At 71.6% G+C, this 16,384-nt stretch carries 13 protein-coding genes and 1 pseudogene; 9 read left to right on the forward strand and 5 right to left on the reverse strand.

Translation table 11 applies throughout. From position 1 onward, the window contains the following. The first annotated feature begins 152 nt into the window (after positions 1-152). The 3 genes from xseA to GPA10_RS01060 all read left to right on the forward strand — a co-directional run bounded on the left by xseA (position 153) and on the right by GPA10_RS01060 (position 2,504). On the forward strand, positions 153-1,379 hold the full coding sequence (xseA, locus tag GPA10_RS01050) for an exodeoxyribonuclease VII large subunit (RefSeq protein WP_058849768.1): 1,227 nt from the start codon (positions 153-155) through the stop codon (positions 1,377-1,379). A 9-nt stretch (positions 1,380-1,388) separates the two neighbouring features. Further along, positions 1,389-1,649 (forward strand): exodeoxyribonuclease VII small subunit, encoded by a 261-nt coding sequence (locus tag GPA10_RS01055; protein ID WP_157163833.1) that lies wholly within the window; start codon positions 1,389-1,391, stop codon positions 1,647-1,649. Between the two features lie 264 nt (positions 1,650-1,913). Continuing rightward, positions 1,914-2,504 (forward strand): malonic semialdehyde reductase, encoded by a 591-nt coding sequence (locus GPA10_RS01060; protein ID WP_058852681.1) that lies wholly within the window; start codon positions 1,914-1,916, stop codon positions 2,502-2,504. A gap of 90 nt (positions 2,505-2,594) precedes the next feature. On the opposite strand, the gene GPA10_RS01065 is transcribed toward GPA10_RS01060, so the two are convergent. Next, on the reverse strand, positions 2,595-3,137 hold the full coding sequence (locus GPA10_RS01065) for a DUF4245 domain-containing protein (protein ID WP_343040158.1): 543 nt from the start codon (positions 3,135-3,137) through the stop codon (positions 2,595-2,597). 226 nt (positions 3,138-3,363) lie between these two features. Here GPA10_RS01065 and glpX point away from each other — a divergent pair, with 226 nt between their 5' ends. Next, positions 3,364-4,398 (forward strand): class II fructose-bisphosphatase, encoded by a 1,035-nt coding sequence (gene glpX / locus GPA10_RS01070; RefSeq protein ID WP_157163835.1) that lies wholly within the window; start codon positions 3,364-3,366, stop codon positions 4,396-4,398. Between the two features lie 192 nt (positions 4,399-4,590). On the opposite strand, the gene GPA10_RS01075 is transcribed toward glpX, so the two are convergent. Then, positions 4,591-4,977 carry a WhiB family transcriptional regulator gene (locus GPA10_RS01075; RefSeq protein ID WP_058852683.1) on the reverse strand — a complete coding sequence of 129 codons (387 nt, stop codon included), beginning with the start codon at positions 4,975-4,977 and terminating at the stop codon, positions 4,591-4,593. 170 nt (positions 4,978-5,147) lie between these two features. Further along, entirely contained in the window at positions 5,148-5,837 is a 690-nt protein-coding gene (locus GPA10_RS01080; protein ID WP_343040159.1) for a DUF1707 domain-containing protein, read from the reverse strand. 168 nt (positions 5,838-6,005) lie between these two features. Here GPA10_RS01080 and GPA10_RS01085 point away from each other — a divergent pair, with 168 nt between their 5' ends. Continuing rightward, on the forward strand, positions 6,006-7,706 hold the full coding sequence (locus GPA10_RS01085; RefSeq protein WP_157163836.1) for a fumarate hydratase: 1,701 nt from the start codon (positions 6,006-6,008) through the stop codon (positions 7,704-7,706). Positions 7,707-7,728: 22 nt separating this feature from the next. Here the strand turns inward: GPA10_RS01085 and GPA10_RS01090 are convergent. Beyond that, a pseudogene (locus GPA10_RS01090) lies at positions 7,729-7,947 on the reverse strand (RICIN domain-containing protein); the annotation flags it as partial. Between the two features lie 324 nt (positions 7,948-8,271). On the opposite strand from GPA10_RS01090, the gene GPA10_RS01095 reads away from it, so the two are divergent. From GPA10_RS01095 to GPA10_RS01110, 4 genes are all read left to right on the forward strand, one after another. Further along, on the forward strand, positions 8,272-9,675 hold the full coding sequence (locus GPA10_RS01095; RefSeq protein ID WP_157163837.1) for a class II fumarate hydratase: 1,404 nt from the start codon (positions 8,272-8,274) through the stop codon (positions 9,673-9,675). A gap of 173 nt (positions 9,676-9,848) precedes the next feature. Continuing rightward, a complete protein-coding gene (fomD, locus tag GPA10_RS01100) occupies positions 9,849-10,532 on the forward strand; it encodes a cytidylyl-2-hydroxypropylphosphonate hydrolase (protein WP_157163838.1) in 684 nt (227 codons plus the stop codon). Positions 10,533-10,648: 116 nt separating this feature from the next. Continuing rightward, positions 10,649-11,326, forward strand: coding sequence for a class I SAM-dependent methyltransferase (locus GPA10_RS01105; protein ID WP_058852688.1), 678 nt, complete (start codon positions 10,649-10,651; stop codon positions 11,324-11,326). 56 nt (positions 11,327-11,382) lie between these two features. Continuing rightward, positions 11,383-13,506 carry an ATP-binding SpoIIE family protein phosphatase gene (locus GPA10_RS01110; RefSeq protein WP_058852689.1) on the forward strand — a complete coding sequence of 708 codons (2,124 nt, stop codon included), beginning with the start codon at positions 11,383-11,385 and terminating at the stop codon, positions 13,504-13,506. A gap of 208 nt (positions 13,507-13,714) precedes the next feature. Here the strand turns inward: GPA10_RS01110 and GPA10_RS01115 are convergent, their stop codons facing one another. Continuing rightward, positions 13,715-16,213 (reverse strand): transglycosylase domain-containing protein, encoded by a 2,499-nt coding sequence (locus GPA10_RS01115; protein ID WP_157163839.1) that lies wholly within the window; start codon positions 16,211-16,213, stop codon positions 13,715-13,717. Between the last annotated feature and the right edge of the window lie 171 nt (positions 16,214-16,384).

The raw sequence follows: 16,384 nt of genomic DNA on the forward strand, positions 1-16,384 counted from the left end.
AAGCCACCCACAAGACGGGGGACTGCCCGCACCACGGAAAGCCACCCACAAGACGGGGGACTGCCCGCACCACGGAGGACCGCCCCAAGGCGAAGAGCCGCCCGCAAGGCGCAAGGCCCGGTGCTGTCGGTGGGGCCCGATACGCTCGCGGGATGGCTCTTACTACGTCCCCGGACGCCCCCGTCCCCGTCGGGGAGGTGTCCCGCCTCATCGGCGGCTGGATCGACCGCCTCGGTGCGGTCTGGGTCGAGGGACAGATCACGCAGCTCTCCCGCCGCCCGGGTGCCGGGGTCGTCTTCCTGACGCTGCGCGACCCCTCGCACGACATCTCCGTGAGCGTCACGTGCTACCGCCAGGTGTTCGACGCCGTCGCGGACGTCGTGTCCGAGGGCGCCCGCGTCGTCGTCCACGCGAAGCCCGAGTGGTACGCCCCGCGGGGCCAGCTCTCCCTGCGGGCCGCGCAGATAAAGCCGGTGGGCGTCGGCGAGCTGCTCGCCCGCCTGGAGCAGCTGAAGAAGTCCCTCGCCGCCGAGGGCCTGTTCGCGCCGGAGCGCAAGAAGCCGCTGCCGTTCCTGCCGCAGCTCGTCGGCCTGGTCTGCGGGCGCGCTTCGGCCGCCGAGCGTGACGTCCTGGAGAACGCCAGGCACCGCTGGCCCGCCGTCCGCTTCGAGGTCCGCAACGTCGCGGTGCAGGGGGTGCACGCCGTCCCGCAGGTGGTGCAGGCCGTGCAGGAACTCGACGCGCTCCCCGAGGTCGACGTGATCGTCGTGGCGCGCGGCGGCGGCAGCGTGGAGGACCTGCTGCCGTTCTCCGACGAGCAGCTGGTGCGCACGGTGGCGTCGTGCCGTACACCCGTGGTGTCCGCCATCGGGCACGAGCCGGACAACCCCCTGCTCGACCACGTCGCGGACCTGCGGGCGTCGACGCCGACGGACGCCGCGAAGAAGGTCGTGCCGGACGTCGGCGAGGAGTACGAACGCGTGGCGTTCCTGCGGGACCGCGCGCGCCGCAGCGTCACGGCGTTCCTGGACCGCGAGGAACGCGGCCTCGCGCACGCCCTGGCCCGCCCCTGCATGGAGCACCCCCACCGCATGGTCGAGGAGCGCGAACAGCAGGTGACGGCGTACGTGGAACGCGCACGCCGTACGCTCGGCCATCTCCTGGACCGCGCGCAGTCGGAGCTGACGCACACCCACGCGCGCGTGGTGGCCCTCTCCCCCGCCGCCACGCTCCAGCGGGGCTACGCGGTGCTGCAGAAGAAGAACGACGGCGGCGCCGTGGTCCGGGCCGCGGACGAGGTCGCCCCCGGCGATGAGCTGCGGGCCCGCGTCGCCGACGGCGAGTTCACGGTACGAGTCGAGCATCAGGTCGAGAATTAGGGTGGGCGCATGACCAGCAGCAAGACGGACACCGGGGCGACAGCGCTCGGGTACGAGCAGGCCCGGGACGAGCTCATCGACGTGGTGCGCCGCCTGGAGGCCGGCGGCACCACGCTGGAGGAGTCCCTGGCCCTCTGGGAGCGCGGCGAGGAGCTTGCCGCCACGTGCCGCCGCTGGCTCGACGGCGCCCGCGCCCGGCTCGACGCGGCCCTCGCCGACGCCGATGCCGACGACGACGCCGAACAGGACGAGGACGAGGACGAGCGCTAGTACGAGGGCGAGGGCCAGTACAAGGGCCAGGGCTCCGCACTGCCCCGCACCCCTCTGCCCCCTTCCCCCCCCGCACCCCCTCCCACCTGCACCACAACCCACCCCCCACCTGTGAAGCGGATCACCACGCCTCAGTTTTAGTTGAAGATTGAACCTCAGTGTCGTACTGTCGATCTCACCGGCCGGCACGCACGGCACACACCCCCCAGGTGCTCCCCGCACCGCAGGCCGGAGCCCTCAGCTACGTATCGAGAAGGTTGAAAGATGTCCCTCGTTCTTGACCCCGCCGCCCAGGACCTGCTCTTCCGCGAGGCCCGCACCGCCAACACCTTCACCGACGAGCCCGTCACCGACGAGCAGGTCCAGGCGATCTACGACCTGGTCAAGTACGGCCCGACGGCGTTCAACCAGTCCCCGCTCCGCGTGACCCTGGTCCGCTCCCCCGAGGCCCGCGAGCGCCTGGTGCAGCACATGGCCGAGGGCAACCGCCCGAAGACCGCCACGGCGCCGCTCGTCGCGATCCTCTCCGCGGACAACGAGTTCCACGAGGAACTGCCGCAGCTCTTCCCGCACTTCCCGCAGGCCAAGGACGCCTTCTTCTCCGAGCGCCCCGCCCGTGAGCAGGCCGCCGCGCTGAACGCCGCCCTGCAGGCCGCCTACTTCATCGTGGGCGTCCGCGCCGCGGGTCTGGCCGCGGGCCCGATGACCGGGTTCGACTTCGCCGGCGTGCAGAAGGAGTTCCTCGACGGCGACCACACCCCGCTGATGGTCGTCAACATCGGCAAGCCGGGCGAGGACGCCTGGTTCCCGCGCTCCCCGCGTCTGGCCTACGACGACGTCATCACGACCGTCTGAGCCACCCCCGTACGGGCTCCCGTACGAGCCCCGGTACGACAAGAGGCCCCCGGCGACCGCCGGGGGCCTCTCGCGTCAGCCGTGCGGCCCTCAGGCCCCGGTCCGGACCGGCGTCCGCTTCATCTCCAGGGACTCCGCCATCGCCGTGAGCTGCTCGAACGACGCCGTGCCGAGCACCACCGTGGTGGCGCCCGCGTCCCGCAGGACGAGCGCGTCGTAGCGCTCGCCCTGGTAGCGCTGCCAGGTCTTGCCCGCGATCTTCTCGGTGCGGTCGGTCTTCGTGGCGCTCCGGGTGGCCGAGTCGATGAACTCGGAGGGCTTGGCCGTGGACTGCTTGATCGCCACGTACTCGCCCGCCGGGTCGAGGAAGCCCAGGTGCCAGCTGTCGTGGTCCGCGCCGTTGTAGCGCACCGTCGTCGGCTTCCACGACTTCGGCAGGCCCTGGGGCGCCGCCACCGGGTAGGACGCGGCCCGCCGGGCCGTGAGGAGCTCGACGCGGTAGTCGACCCGCTTGACGGGTTCCTTGGAGTCGTCGTGCGGGATGAAGATGTAGATCACCGCTACGACGAGGCCGATGACGGCCATCGAGAGCAGCATGTTGCGCACGGTCTGCTTGCCATTTCTGCCTGCCACGCCCTCCATCGTCGCAGGTCCCCGTGGCGGCCCGGCCGCGACCCCCGGCTGCCCGCGGGCCCGTCGCCCGCACCGCTCACGTGTAGGGCGCCCTGCTCATTCTTTCGACCTGCGGATAGAGTCGTCACATATCCCTCACCCGGCCGCCCGCCCGTCGCCCACCACCGCCCTTTCGAGGACACCCCACGGGCGCAGCCTTAATCTCGTATCAGAAAGGTGCGCCTCGATGACCGAGCATCACTCCCTCCCGTCCGAACTCGAGGTCTCCCCGGAGGCTCCCGACCGCAACCTCGCCCTGGAGCTCGTCCGGGTCACCGAGGCCGCCGCCATGGCCGCGGGCCGCTGGGTCGGCCGCGGCGACAAGAACGGCGCGGACGGGGCCGCCGTCAGGGCCATGCGGACCCTCGTCCACACCGTGTCGATGAACGGCGTCGTCGTCATCGGGGAGGGCGAGAAGGACGAGGCGCCGATGCTCTTCAACGGCGAGCGCATCGGCGACGGCACCGGCGCCGAGGTCGACATCGCCGTCGACCCGATCGACGGCACCACGCTCACCGCCAAGGGCATGCCGAACGCGATCGCGGTGCTCGCCGCCGCCGACCGCGGCGCCATGTTCGACCCGTCCGCCGTCTTCTACATGGACAAGCTGGTCACCGGCCCCGAGGCCGCCGACTACGTGGACATCGACGCCCCGGTCTCGGTGAACATCCGCCGGGTCGCCAAGGCCAAGAAGTCCGCCCCCGAGGACGTCACCGTCGTCATCCTGGACCGGCCGCGGCACGAGGGCATCGTCAAGGAGATCCGCGAGACGGGCGCGCGCATCCGGTTCATCTCGGACGGCGACGTGGCCGGTTCGATCATGGCCGTGCGCGAGGGCACCGGCGTCGACCTCCTGATGGGCATCGGCGGCACCCCCGAGGGCATCATCAGCGCCTGCGCCATCAAGTGCCTGGGCGGCGTCATCCAGGGCAAGCTGTGGCCCAAGGACGACGAGGAGCGCCAACGCGCCCTCGACGCCGGTCACGACCTCGACCGGACCCTCACCACCGGCGATCTGGTCAGCGGCGACAACGTCTTCTTCGTCGCGACCGGCATCACCGACGGCGAGCTGCTGCGCGGCGTGCGCTACGGCGCGGAGAGCGCGTCGACGTCGTCCCTGGTGATGCGCTCCAAGTCGGGCACCATCCGGAAGATCGACTCCGACCACCGGCTCGCCAAGCTGCGCGCCTACAGCGCCATCGACTTCGACCGCGCCAAGTAGCCGGGAGGCGTACGACAAGGGGCACGAGAAGGCGTACGCGCAGACGTACGCCGACGGGGGCGCACCGTGCGGGGTGCGCCCCCGTCGTCGTACGGAGAACAGGAGAGCGGCGGCCCGGCGGTCCGCGGGTCCCTGGTCCGGGCCCTGCGGTCCGCGGGTCCCTGGTCCGGCGGTCCCTGGTCCGCCCCGGACCTAGCCGGCCGCCGCGATCGTGCCCGCCGTCGCGCGGGTGGTCTTCTTCAGCTCCAGGTCGCGCCGTCGGCGGCGGGCGAGGACCACGCGGCGCTCGGCGGCGGTGAGGCCGCCCCAGACGCCGTACGGCTCGGGCTGGAGGAGGGCGTGCTCACGGCACTCCACCAGGACGGGACAGCGGGCGCACACGCGCTTGGCGGCCTCCTCGCGGGAGAGCCGCGCCGCGGTGGGCTCCTTGGAGGGGGCGAAGAAAAGACCCGCTTCGTCCCGGCGGCACACCGCGTCGGAGTGCCATGGGTTGTCCTGGTCCCGCTCGCGCACTGGCACAGGTCCTCGCTGAGCCGGAACGGCGGCGACCTGCAGGGCTTGATGCGTCGGTTGCAGCACGGTCTACTCCTGACGACGGCTTCGCGAGCGAGAGACGATGCACGAAGCTCTACCCGCTGTGTGCGGGCCTATGCACTGAGTTCCGGCGCACGGAAGCTCCGGTTCCTGCTGTGCGGCGCTCGTGGCCGGATCGTGTCGCCGTGGAGTGGCAGGAACACCGTCGGCGCCGCTCAGCCCTCCAGCCGCTTGCGCAGATATCCGCGCAGGTCACGGATAATTTTTCCGTATTTGGGGCGGGCTCTGACATCGCCGCAGACGGCGAGGCCCTCGACGAACACGACCGGCGCCTCCTGGTCCTCGGCATCGAGCATGTCCACTTCGAAGGTGCCGAAGACGCCGGAGCCGCGGCCGCGCAGCGAGATGTTCTCCGGCACCCTGATCCGCACGTCGCCGAAGAGCGCGAAGCCCTTGATCACGACCTGCCGGTGCTCGAAGACGGCCTCGCTGAGGTCGATCAGGACGTCGCCGAAGAGGGCGTACGCGTGCGTGCGGCGGGCCACGCGCCAGCGGCCCCTGCGCACGGCGTCCCCGAAGACGCCGTACAGCTTCTCGTCCGCGGTGTCCGGGACGGCGCCGGGCGAGGGGCGGGAGGTGGCCTTCTCGAAGCCGGACGCCGCTCCCGGGGAGCCCCGGTCCGCCTTCTCGTCCGGATCCGGCAGGTCCTCCACGAAGGGTTCGAGGTCGGCGAGGGTCTTCGCGCGGTAGACCCCGTCGAGGCGTTCGCTGTGCTCCTGCGGGTCGAGGCGGCCCGCGGCGAGCGCGTCGGCCAGGATGTCGGCGGTCCGGTCGCGGTCGGCGTCGGAGGCCCGCAGCCGCCCGGACGGCCGGGAGGGGGTCTGGGAACGCTTCTCTAGGTCCACGCCGAGCAGCGTACCCAAACGCGATAGATCGCGACTACCCCCCGCGCGGGGCGTGCTGCGGCAACTGAGCCTTACCTCACAAGAGGAGCGCGCCCCGGGCGCTCTACGCTGGTCGGGCGCCACCGATGGAGGTCGCGCCGCTGTCTGCCGAGTGAGGAATTGGGCGTCATGCCAGAGTTTGCGTACTCCGATCTGCTCCCGCTGGGAGAGGACACCACCCCGTACCGGCTGGTGACCTCCGAGGGTGTCTCCACCTTCGAGGCCGACGGGCGCACGTTCCTCAAGGTCGAGCCCCGGGCGCTGCGCGAGCTCGCCGCCGAGGCGATCCACGACATCCAGCACTATCTGCGCCCGGCCCACCTGGCGCAGCTGCGGCGCATCGTGGACGACCCGGAGGCCTCGGGCAACGACAAGTTCGTCGCCCTCGACCTGCTGAAGAACGCGAACATCGCGGCGGCCGGGGTGCTCCCCATGTGCCAGGACACCGGCACGGCCATCGTCATGGGCAAGCGCGGCCAGAACGTGCTCACCGAGGGCGGCGACGAGGCGGCCCTGTCGCACGGCATCTACGACGCGTACACGAAGCTGAACCTCCGCTACTCGCAGATGGCCCCGCTGACCATGTGGGAGGAGAAGAACACCGGCTCCAACCTGCCGGCGCAGATCGAGCTGTACGCGACCGACGGCGGCGCCTACAAGTTCCTCTTCATGGCCAAGGGCGGCGGCAGCGCCAACAAGTCCTTCCTCTACCAGGAGACCAAGGCGGTCCTGAACGAGGCCTCCATGATGAAGTTCCTGGAGGAGAAGATCCGCTCGCTCGGCACGGCGGCCTGCCCGCCGTACCACCTGGCGATCGTCGTCGGCGGCACGTCCGCCGAGTTCGCGCTGAAGACCGCGAAGTACGCCTCCGCGCACTACCTGGACGAGCTGCCCGCTTCAGGCTCGCCGACCGGCCACGGCTTCCGGGACAAGGACCTTGAGGAGAAGGTCTTCGAGCTGACCCAGAAGATCGGCATCGGCGCGCAGTTCGGCGGCAAGTACTTCTGCCACGACGTGCGCGTGGTGCGGCTGCCCCGGCACGGCGCCTCGCTGCCCGTCGCCATCGCCGTGTCCTGCTCCGCGGACCGCCAGGCCACCGCGAAGATCACCGCCGAGGGCGTCTTCCTGGAGCAGCTGGAGACGGACCCGGCGCGCTTCCTGCCTGACACGACGGACGCCGAACTGGGCAGCGGCTCCACCGGGGGCACGGCGACCGACGAGGCCGCGGACGCCGTGGTGCGCGTCGACCTCAACCAGCCGATGGACGCCATCCTCGCCGAGCTGACCAAGCACCCGGTGAAGACCCGGCTCTCCCTCACCGGGCCGCTCGTCGTCGCCCGCGACATCGCGCACGCCAAGATCAAGGAGCGCCTCGACGCGGGCGAGGACATGCCGCAGTACCTGAAGGACCACCCCGTGTACTACGCGGGCCCGGCCAAGACCCCCGAGGGCTACGCCTCTGGTTCCTTCGGCCCCACCACGGCCGGGCGCATGGACTCCTACGTGGAGCAGTTCCAGGCGGCGGGCGGCTCCAAGGTGATGCTGGCCAAGGGCAACCGCAGCAAGCAGGTCACGGACGCCTGCGCCGCGCACGGCGGCTTCTACCTGGGCTCGATCGGCGGTCCGGCCGCGCGGCTCGCCCAGGACTGCATCAAGAAGGTCGAGGTCGTCGAGTACGAGGAGCTCGGCATGGAGGCCGTCTGGAAGATCGAGGTCGAGGACTTCCCCGCGTTCGTCGTCGTCGACGACAAGGGCAACGACTTCTTCCAGAACCCGGCCCCGGAGCCGACGTTCACGTCGATCCCGGTGCGGGGGCCGGGCCTGGCGTAGCCTCCACGCACTTCAGGAACTCTCAGGCGAACCGCTGGTTCGCCGCGCCCGCGCACCTCTGGAGCCGCAGCGGCTCCTCGGGCCCGGCGAGGGTCACGCACAGCCCGGTGTCCGCGGCGGGCCGCAGCGTTCCGGCGTCCCGTACGAACTTCTGGTTGCCGCCGCCGTGGCAGTTCCAGAGGGTGACCGCGACGCCTTCCTCGTACGAGCTGCCGGGCACGTCCAGGCACCGGTCCGTGGAAGAGGCGGGAGTCGTCGAGGTAGTGCGCGTCGCCGTACAGCTGTGTGGCCTCGGCGGCGCGGATGCGTTCCAGGTCGGGCGGCAGCGGGACGGCCGCCGCGGCTCCGGCGAGCAGGCCCGCGAGCGCCGCGGCCGCCGCGAACGTACCGCGCAGACGCCCCGCGCCTCCCCGGTTCGGTGTCACCCAGGGTTTTTACTGATGAGTAGGAGCCTTGGGAATACTCCGAACAAGACAAGTGCTCATCTTTGTGTGGCAGTTACGGGGCTCAAGGGCACCCGTGACCACCCGTTGCGGGCAACACGGATCGGAAGGACAGTCGGAACATGAGCGGCGGCGCAGGCAGCGACGAGTACCGGACCGAGCACGACTCCATGGGCGAGGTGCGGGTCCCGGCCCACGCCAAGTGGCGGGCCCAGACCCAGCGGGCCGTCGAGAACTTCCCCATCTCCGGACAGCGCATCGAGCGCGCCCACATCGCCGCGCTCGCGGAGATCAAGGCGGCCGCCGCGAAGGTCAACGCCGAGCTCGGCGTGCTCGACGAGGACATCGCCGAGGCGGTCGCCGAAGCCGCCCGCGAGGTCGCGGAAGGGCGCTGGGACGAGCACTTCCCGGTGGACGTCTTCCAGACCGGCTCCGGCACCTCGTCCAACATGAACACCAACGAGGTCGTCGCCACCCTCGCCACCGAGCGGCTCGGCCGGGACGTCCACCCCAACGACCACGTCAACGCCTCGCAGTCCTCGAACGACGTCTTCCCCTCCTCCATCCACATCGCCGCCACGGCCGCGGTGACGGGCGACCTGATCCCCGCCCTCGAACACCTGGCGGCAGCCCTCGAACGCAAGGCCGAGGAGTTCGCCGACGTCGTCAAGTCCGGGCGCACCCATCTGATGGACGCCACGCCCGTCACCCTCGGGCAGGAGTTCGGCGGCTACGCCGCACAGGTGCGGCACGGCGTCGAGCGGCTGCGGTCCTCGCTGCCCCGGCTCGCCGAACTGCCCCTCGGCGGCACGGCCGTGGGCACCGGCATCAACACCCCGCCCGGCTTCTCCGCCGCCGTCATCGCCGAGGTGGCCCGCGCGACCGGCCTGCCGCTCACCGAGGCCCGCGACCACTTCGAGGCGCAGGGCGCCCGGGACGGCATCGTGGAGACCTCCGGGCAGTTGCGCACCGTCGCCGTCAGCCTGACGAAGATCTCCAACGATCTGCGCTGGATGGCCTCCGGGCCGCGCACCGGACTCGCCGAGATCAGCCTGCCCGACCTCCAGCCCGGGTCCTCGATCATGCCCGGCAAGGTCAACCCCGTGATCCCCGAGGCCGTCCTGATGGTGGCCGCGCAGGTCACCGGGAACGACGCGACCGTCGCGGCGGCCGGAGCCGCGGGCAACTTCGAGCTGAACGTGATGCTCCCCGTCATCGGCAAGAACGTCCTGGAGTCCGTGCGGCTGCTCGCCAACGCGTCCCGGCTCCTCGCCGACCGCACCGTCGACGGGATCGTCGCCCACCGCGAGCGGGCCCTGGAGTACGCCGAGTCCTCGCCCTCCGTCGTCACCCCGCTCAACAAGTACATCGGGTACGAGGAGGCCGCGAAGGTCGCCAAGCGGGCGCTCGCCGAACGCCGGACGATCCGGGAGGTCGTCCTGGACGCGGGGTACGTGGAGCGGGGGGACCTGACGCTGGCGCAACTGGACGAGGCCCTCGACGTGCTGCGCATGACGCGGCCGTAGCGCGGTTCCCGGGCCCGCGCCCTCCATCGCCGGACGGGCTCGGGATGAGCCCGTCCGGCGATGGAGGACGAGGCGCGAAGCGCCGATTCTTTCGGGGCTCCAGGGGGCGGAGCCCCATGGTTTCGGGAAGGGGCGGGATTGGGGAGGCCCCCGCCAGGACCTAATATCTGTTCATGACAGACCTCGTCGGCACGGCGTCCCCAGGAAAGGCCCGGCACTGGGCGCCGGGGACGCAGATCCTGTGGCGGTACCGGGAGAACGCGGGCCCCCGCTTCCACATCTGCCGCCCCGTCACGGTCGTCGAGGACACCGACGACCTGCTCGCGGTGTGGATGGCCCCGGGCACGGAGTGCGTGAAGCCGGTCCTCGCGGACGGCACCCCCGTGCACCGGGAGCCCCTGGCCACCCGCTACACCAAACCCCGCACGGTCCGCCGCGACCACTGGTTCGGCACCGGCGTCCTGAAGCTGGCACGCCCGCACGACCCCTGGTCGGTCTGGCTGTTCTGGGAACCGGGCTGGCGGTTCAAGAACTGGTACGTGAACCTGGAGGAGCCGCGCACCCGGTGGAGCGGCGGCGTGGACTCCGAGGACCACTTCCTGGACATCTCGGTGGATCCGGACGGCAGTTGGCGCTGGCACGACGAGGACGAGTTCGCGCAGGCGCAGGAGGCGGGTCTGATGGGCCGGGACAAGGCCGGCGCGGTCCGGGCGGCGGGACACGCGGCGGTGGACGTCATCCGTTCCTGGGGACCTCCTTTCGGTGACGCGTGGCCGGGCTGGCGCCCCGACCCGACATGGCGGATTCCCGCCCTCCCCCAGGACTGGGACCGCACCCCGGCGCACCTGTCCTCATGAGACCCTTGATGCGCCCCCGTACTTCAAACGTAGGATCGTCCTCCGCAAGGGCGCACAGCAGTAACTCCTCGTGCCCCCAGAGCGCCTGACAGGATGTCATCAAGGAGCGGCTGAACGTGAGCGAGGAATACAGCGCGCCTGGCGGCCACGACCGCACGGGCCAGGCCGAGGCCTTCGACGCCATCGGCGGGTCCTACGACGTCGCGTTCCCGCACAAGGACGGCCAGCTCGCGGCAGGACGCCGGCTCGCCGCTGAGCTGCCCGCGGGCGCGCGGGTCCTGGACGTCGGCTGCGGCACCGGGCTGCCCACGGCCCGTCAGCTCACCGAGGCGGGACACACCGTCCTCGGCGTCGACCTGTCGGCCGGCATGCTGGAAATCGCCCGCGCGAACGTTCCGCCGCCCGCGGCCGAGTTCCGCCGTCTGGACCTCGCCGACCTGCGGGCGAGCGGCGAAGGACCGGCCGCCGTCGGTACGTTCGACGGGATCGCCTGCTTCTTCGCGCTGTTGATGCTGCCCCGGAAAGAGATACCGTCTGCTCTTCGGCTGCTGCGGTCACTGCTCAGGCCCGGCGGTCTGCTGGGGCTCTCCATGGTCGAGGCCGACCTGGACGACGCAGAGATTCCGTTCCTGGGGCACACAATCCGGGTATCCGGTTACCTGCGGGACGAACTGCGGCAGGTCGTGCGGGACGCCGGTTTCGACATCGCCCACGAGGAGTCGTACACGTACGCCCCGGCGAGCACGACCGCACCACCCGAGCACCAGCTATTCCTGCACTGCCGACGCGGCTGAGCAACGCTTGGACGGCGCGCGCGGCGCGCAGCCCCGGACGGACGGATTCAAAACGCGTGACGGAGCACTTCAGCCCCCACGAGGGCCGCAAGGCACCCGGTGCCCGGCCCCCAGCCCCCGCGGATCCCCGCGGGGCGCTGCTGCGTGCCCCGGAGACGGACACGTACGGCTCCGGAGCCATGAACGCCCTGCCCGCACAGGCCCGCACGGGTGAACAGGACGCGGGCACGGGCAGCGAGCACGCCCAGTCCGCCACGCCGGCCACCGAGGGCCCCGAAGGGCCGGGCGGCCACCGCCCGCGCCCGGTCCCCGAGGGCGCCCCGGGCGTCCCCGCCCCGGCCCGCCCCTGCCCCGGTCCCGAAACGGCGGCCCACCCCGACAGCGAAAGCGCCATGACCGCACCCGACATGACCGGCGTGCCGGGCACCCCCGACGGTGCGGAGCGCCGCACCGGACGGCCCCGCCCGCCGGGACCCGCGTCCATGCGCCGCGACGGCGACCGGCTGCGCTTCGTGGGCGCGGCCACCCGGCGCATCGCCCGCGGCATCGACCTGGACGAGATCGTGATGGGCCTGTGCCGGGCCACGGTGCCGACGTTCTCGGACGCCATCCTCGTCTATCTGCGCGACCCGCTGCCGGTCGGCGACGAGCGTCCCGCGGGGCCGCTGCTGCTGCGGCTGAGGCGCACCGACCGCATCCCGGAGGACCAGGACGCCGACGGCGGCACGCTGCCCGCCCTACAGGTGCAGTCCGACCTGTCGTCGGCCGCCGAGCTGTGCGAGGTCCGGGTGGGCAGCGCGCTCGCCGAGGTCCTGCGCGGAGTGCGCCCGGTGTTCGCGGACGCCACGGCGGCGCTCGGCGCGCTGCCCGAACTCCTCGGCGAGGGGCGTACCGTGCCCGGCGGGCAGCGGGCCATCCTGGCCCCGCTGCGCGGCCGGCGGCGGGTGATCGGCGCCGCCGTCTTCCTGCGCCGCCCCGACCGGCACCCCTTCGAGGCCGACGACCTCCTCGTCGCCGCCCAGCTCGCCACGCACAGCGCGCTCGGCATCGACAAGGCCGTCCTGTACGGGCGCGAGGCGTACATCGCGGACGAGTTGCAGCGCACGATGCTGCCCGAGACCCTGCCGCGCGCCACCGGCGTGCGCCTCGCCTCGCGCTACCTCCCGGCGGCCGAGACCGCCCGGGTCGGCGGCGACTGGTACGACGCGATCCCGCTGCCCGGCAGCCGCGTCGCCCTGGTCGTGGGCGACGTCATGGGGCACTCGATGACCTCCGCCGCCATCATGGGCCAGCTGCGCACCACCGCGCAGACCCTCGCCGGGCTCGACCTGCCGCCCCAGGAAGTCCTGCACCACCTCGACGAGCAGGCCCAGCGCCTCGGCTCCGACCGCATGGCCACCTGCCTGTACGCGGTCTACGACCCGGTCTCGCACCGCATCACGATCGCCAACGCGGGCCACCCGCCGCCCGTCCTGCTGCATCTGGGGGGCCGCGCCGAGGTCCTGCGGGTGCCGCCGGGCGCGCCCATCGGTGTCGGCGGTGTCGACTTCGAGGCCGTGGAGCTCGACGCCCCCGCGGGCGCCACGCTGCTCCTGTACACGGACGGCCTGGTCGAGTCCCGCCTCCGCGACGTCTGGACGGGTATAGAGCAGTTGCGCGAGCGGCTCGCCGCGACCGCCCAGCTCACCGGGCCCGACCATCCGCCGCCGCTGGAAGCGCTCTGCGACGAGGTGCTCGACATGCTCGGCCCCGGCGACCGCGACGACGACATCGCGCTGCTCGCGGCCCGCTTCGACGGGATCGCCCCGAGCGACGTGGCGTACTGGTTCCTGGAACCGGAGGACGCCACCCCGTCGCGTGCCCGGCGCCTGGCCCGCTCCGCCCTGGAGCGCTGGGGCCTGACCGAGCTGAACGACGCGGTCGAGCTGCTCGTCAGCGAGGTCGTCACCAACGCCGTGCGGTACGCCACCCGGCCGATCACCCTGCGGCTGCTGCGCACGGACGTGCTGCGCTGCGAGGTCGGCGACGACGTGCCACAGCTTCCGCGGCTGCGGCAGGCCCGCGCGACCGACGAGGGCGGACGCGGGCTCTATCTGGTCAACCGGCTGGCCCGGCGGTGGGGGGCCACTCGGCTGAGCACCGGGAAGGTGGTCTGGTTCGAGCTGAACCAGAGCGGCTGAGGGGCCCTCTGGCCGGGCGGGGACCAAGGACCAAGGCGCCCCGGAACCTCGCGGTTCCGGGGCGCCAGTGCGTCGCCCTCGGGCCGGTGGGGGCTTGTCGCGCAGTTCCCCGCGCCCCTTACGGGGCGCCTCGCGCCGTTCACCCTGCGGGCCGGTGGGGGCTGATCGCGCAGTTCCCCGCGCCCCTTGCGGGGCTCCGGCAGGGCTCTCAGTCGTCGCCCCTCCTGTGGGAGCGATCGGTACGGTCCGAGCGGTCCGAGCGGTCCCAGCGGTCCTCGGGGTCGTCCGAGTCGTCCCCGGTCGGCGAGGACGACGACGAGGACGACGGTTCGCCCGACGTCGGCGGGGTCGTCGGCGGCTTCGACGTCGGCGTCGTCGACGGTGAGTGCGAGGGCGACGTCGTCGACGTGGAGGGCGTGGACGACGGCTCGTCGTCGTCCTCGTCCTTGGTCTCCGTGGGCCGGATCGTCGGTGTCGGCGGGGCCTGCGTGGTCGGCTGGGGCGGCGGCTCGATGGCCGCGCCCATGTCCGTGTCGAGGTCGAACTTGCTGCGGGAGCCGGACGCGTCGAAGGTGTACGCCGCCCAGATCTCGGCCGGGAAGCTGCCGCCGTCGATGCGCTTCCGGTCGAGGGCGCCCTTCATCGAGGCCTGGTCGCCCCGCCTGATCTTCTTCTTGCCCTCGACCTCGTTCTCCGGTGCCTCGCCGAACAGGCCCACGGACGTCACCAGCTTCGGCGTGTAGCCCACGAACCAGGCCGACTTGTTGTCGTCGGACGTACCGGTCTTGCCCGCGACCTGCTGCCCGTCGCGGTTGGTGGCGTCACGGACCGACCTCTTGGCCGTACCGTCGTCGACGACGCCCGTGAGCACGGAGGTGACGGAGTCCGCGGCGCCCCGGCTGATGGCCTGGTCACCGATCGGGTCCGGCATGTCGACCGCGCGGTCCTTGTGCTCGACGGACTTCACGAGCGCGGGCGTGACCTTCTTGCCGTGGTTGTCGAGGGTCGCGTACACGCCCGCCATCTCCAGCGGGCTCGCCCCCATCGAGCCGAGGGTCTGCGCGGGCACGGCGGGCAGCTTCTCGGTGTCCATGCCCAGCTCGCCCGCGACCTCCAGGACCTTCTTCATCTTCACGTCCACGCCCATCTGCGCGAACACGGAGTTGATGGACTGGTTCATGGCGGTCTGCACGTCGACCTGGCCGTAGTCGACGTCGTCCTCGTTGGGCGGTGCGAAGCCGATGTCGCTGCCCACGACCGGGCGCCTGCTGCGGCCGCTGTAGATCGTGTCGGCGGTGATCGGCTTGCCGCTCTGCGTGGTCGCCCGCTCCTCCAGGGCCGCGGCGAGGATCAGCGGCTTGAAGGTGGAGGCCGGCTGGTAGTCCGTGCGCGTGGCGTTGTTGACGTAGTGCTTCACATAGTCGCGGCCGCCGTACATCGCGACGACCCCGCCGGTCTTCGGGTCGACGGACACCGCACCGGCCTGCACGCGCCCGTCGGGCTTGTTGCTCTTCGGCTTCAGCTTGGCGTTCAGCTTCTTGTCGACCGCCCGCTCCAGCTGCTGCTGCTTCTTGCGGTCGATGTTGAGCGTGATGGTGTAGCCGCCCGCCTTGAGCTGGGCCTCCGCCTCGGACTTGGTGAGGCCCTGCTCGACGAGCTGCTTCTCCACGTCGGCCTCGGCGGCCTTCACCAGATAGCCGGTCTGGCCCTCCAGGGTCGGGTCGGGCTTCGGCTCCTGCGGCACCGGGAACTTCTGCGCCTCGCGTTCGGCGGCGGGCAGCCAGCCCTGCCCGACCATGTTGTCGAGCACGTAGTTCCAGCGCTGCTTGACCAGCTTTCTGCCGGTCGGGCTCGCGCTCGTCCAGTCGTAGGAGCTCGGGGACTGGAGCAGGGCGGCCAGGTAGGCGCCCTGGGCGACGTTCAGATCCGCCGCGTCGATGTCGTAGTACGCCCGCGCGGCGGCCTGGATGCCGTAGGCGCCGCGGCCGTAGTAGCTGGTGTTGATGTAGCCCGCGAGGATGTCGTCCTTGCTCTTCTCGCGGTCCACCTTCAGCGAGATGACCAGTTCCTTCAGCTTGCGCGAGACGGTCTGGTCCTGCGTGAGGTAGTAGTTCTTCACATACTGCTGGGTGATCGTGGAGCCGCCCTGCTTGCCCTTGCCCGACAGGGTGTTGAGGACACCGCGGGCGGTGCCCTTCAGGTCCACGCCCGAGTCCTTGTAGAAGGACTTGTTCTCCGCCGCGACGAAGGTGCGCTGGACCTTCTTCGGGACCTTGTCGAGGTCGACGATCTCGCGGTTCAGGTCGCCGTCACGGGCGAGGAACGTGCCGTCGCTGTACTTGTAGACATTGCTCTGGAGCTTCGCCGCGGCATTGCCCTTGGGTATGTCCACGACGAGGTACAGCACGACGAAGCCGAGCATGCCGAGCAGGATGAAGCCGAAGACCGTGCCGACGATCTTCTTCCAGGTGAAGAAGCGGCGTATGCCGGTGCGCTTGGGCTTGGCGCCCCGGGCCCGGCGGGCCGCGCGGCGCCCGCCCTCGCCGGACGCCGCTCCGTCACCGGACGCGCCGTCGCCGGCCGGGCCGCCCTCCGAGGGACCTGCGACGGACGGACTGCCGGTGGCGGGGGCGTCGCCGGGCGCACGGCCGGGCGCCGCCCGGCGCGCACCGCGCTGCCGCGCTTTTCGCTCTTCCGCTCGGCCCATGGCTGTGGCTGCTCCGCTCGTCTCGTCGTCTTCGTACGCCGCCGTACGTCGTTCCCGTACGTCGTCCCCGTACGTATCTGTACGTCCCCGTACCCCTGGCAACTCAGGTCAGCTCACGAAGCTAACACCGCGCCGCAGGACAAACTCCCCACGATCCGGCCTTTTCCGGAC

This window comes from Streptomyces typhae, assembly GCF_009755605.1.
GTDB classification, from domain to species: Bacteria; Actinomycetota; Actinomycetes; order Streptomycetales; family Streptomycetaceae; genus Streptomyces; species Streptomyces typhae.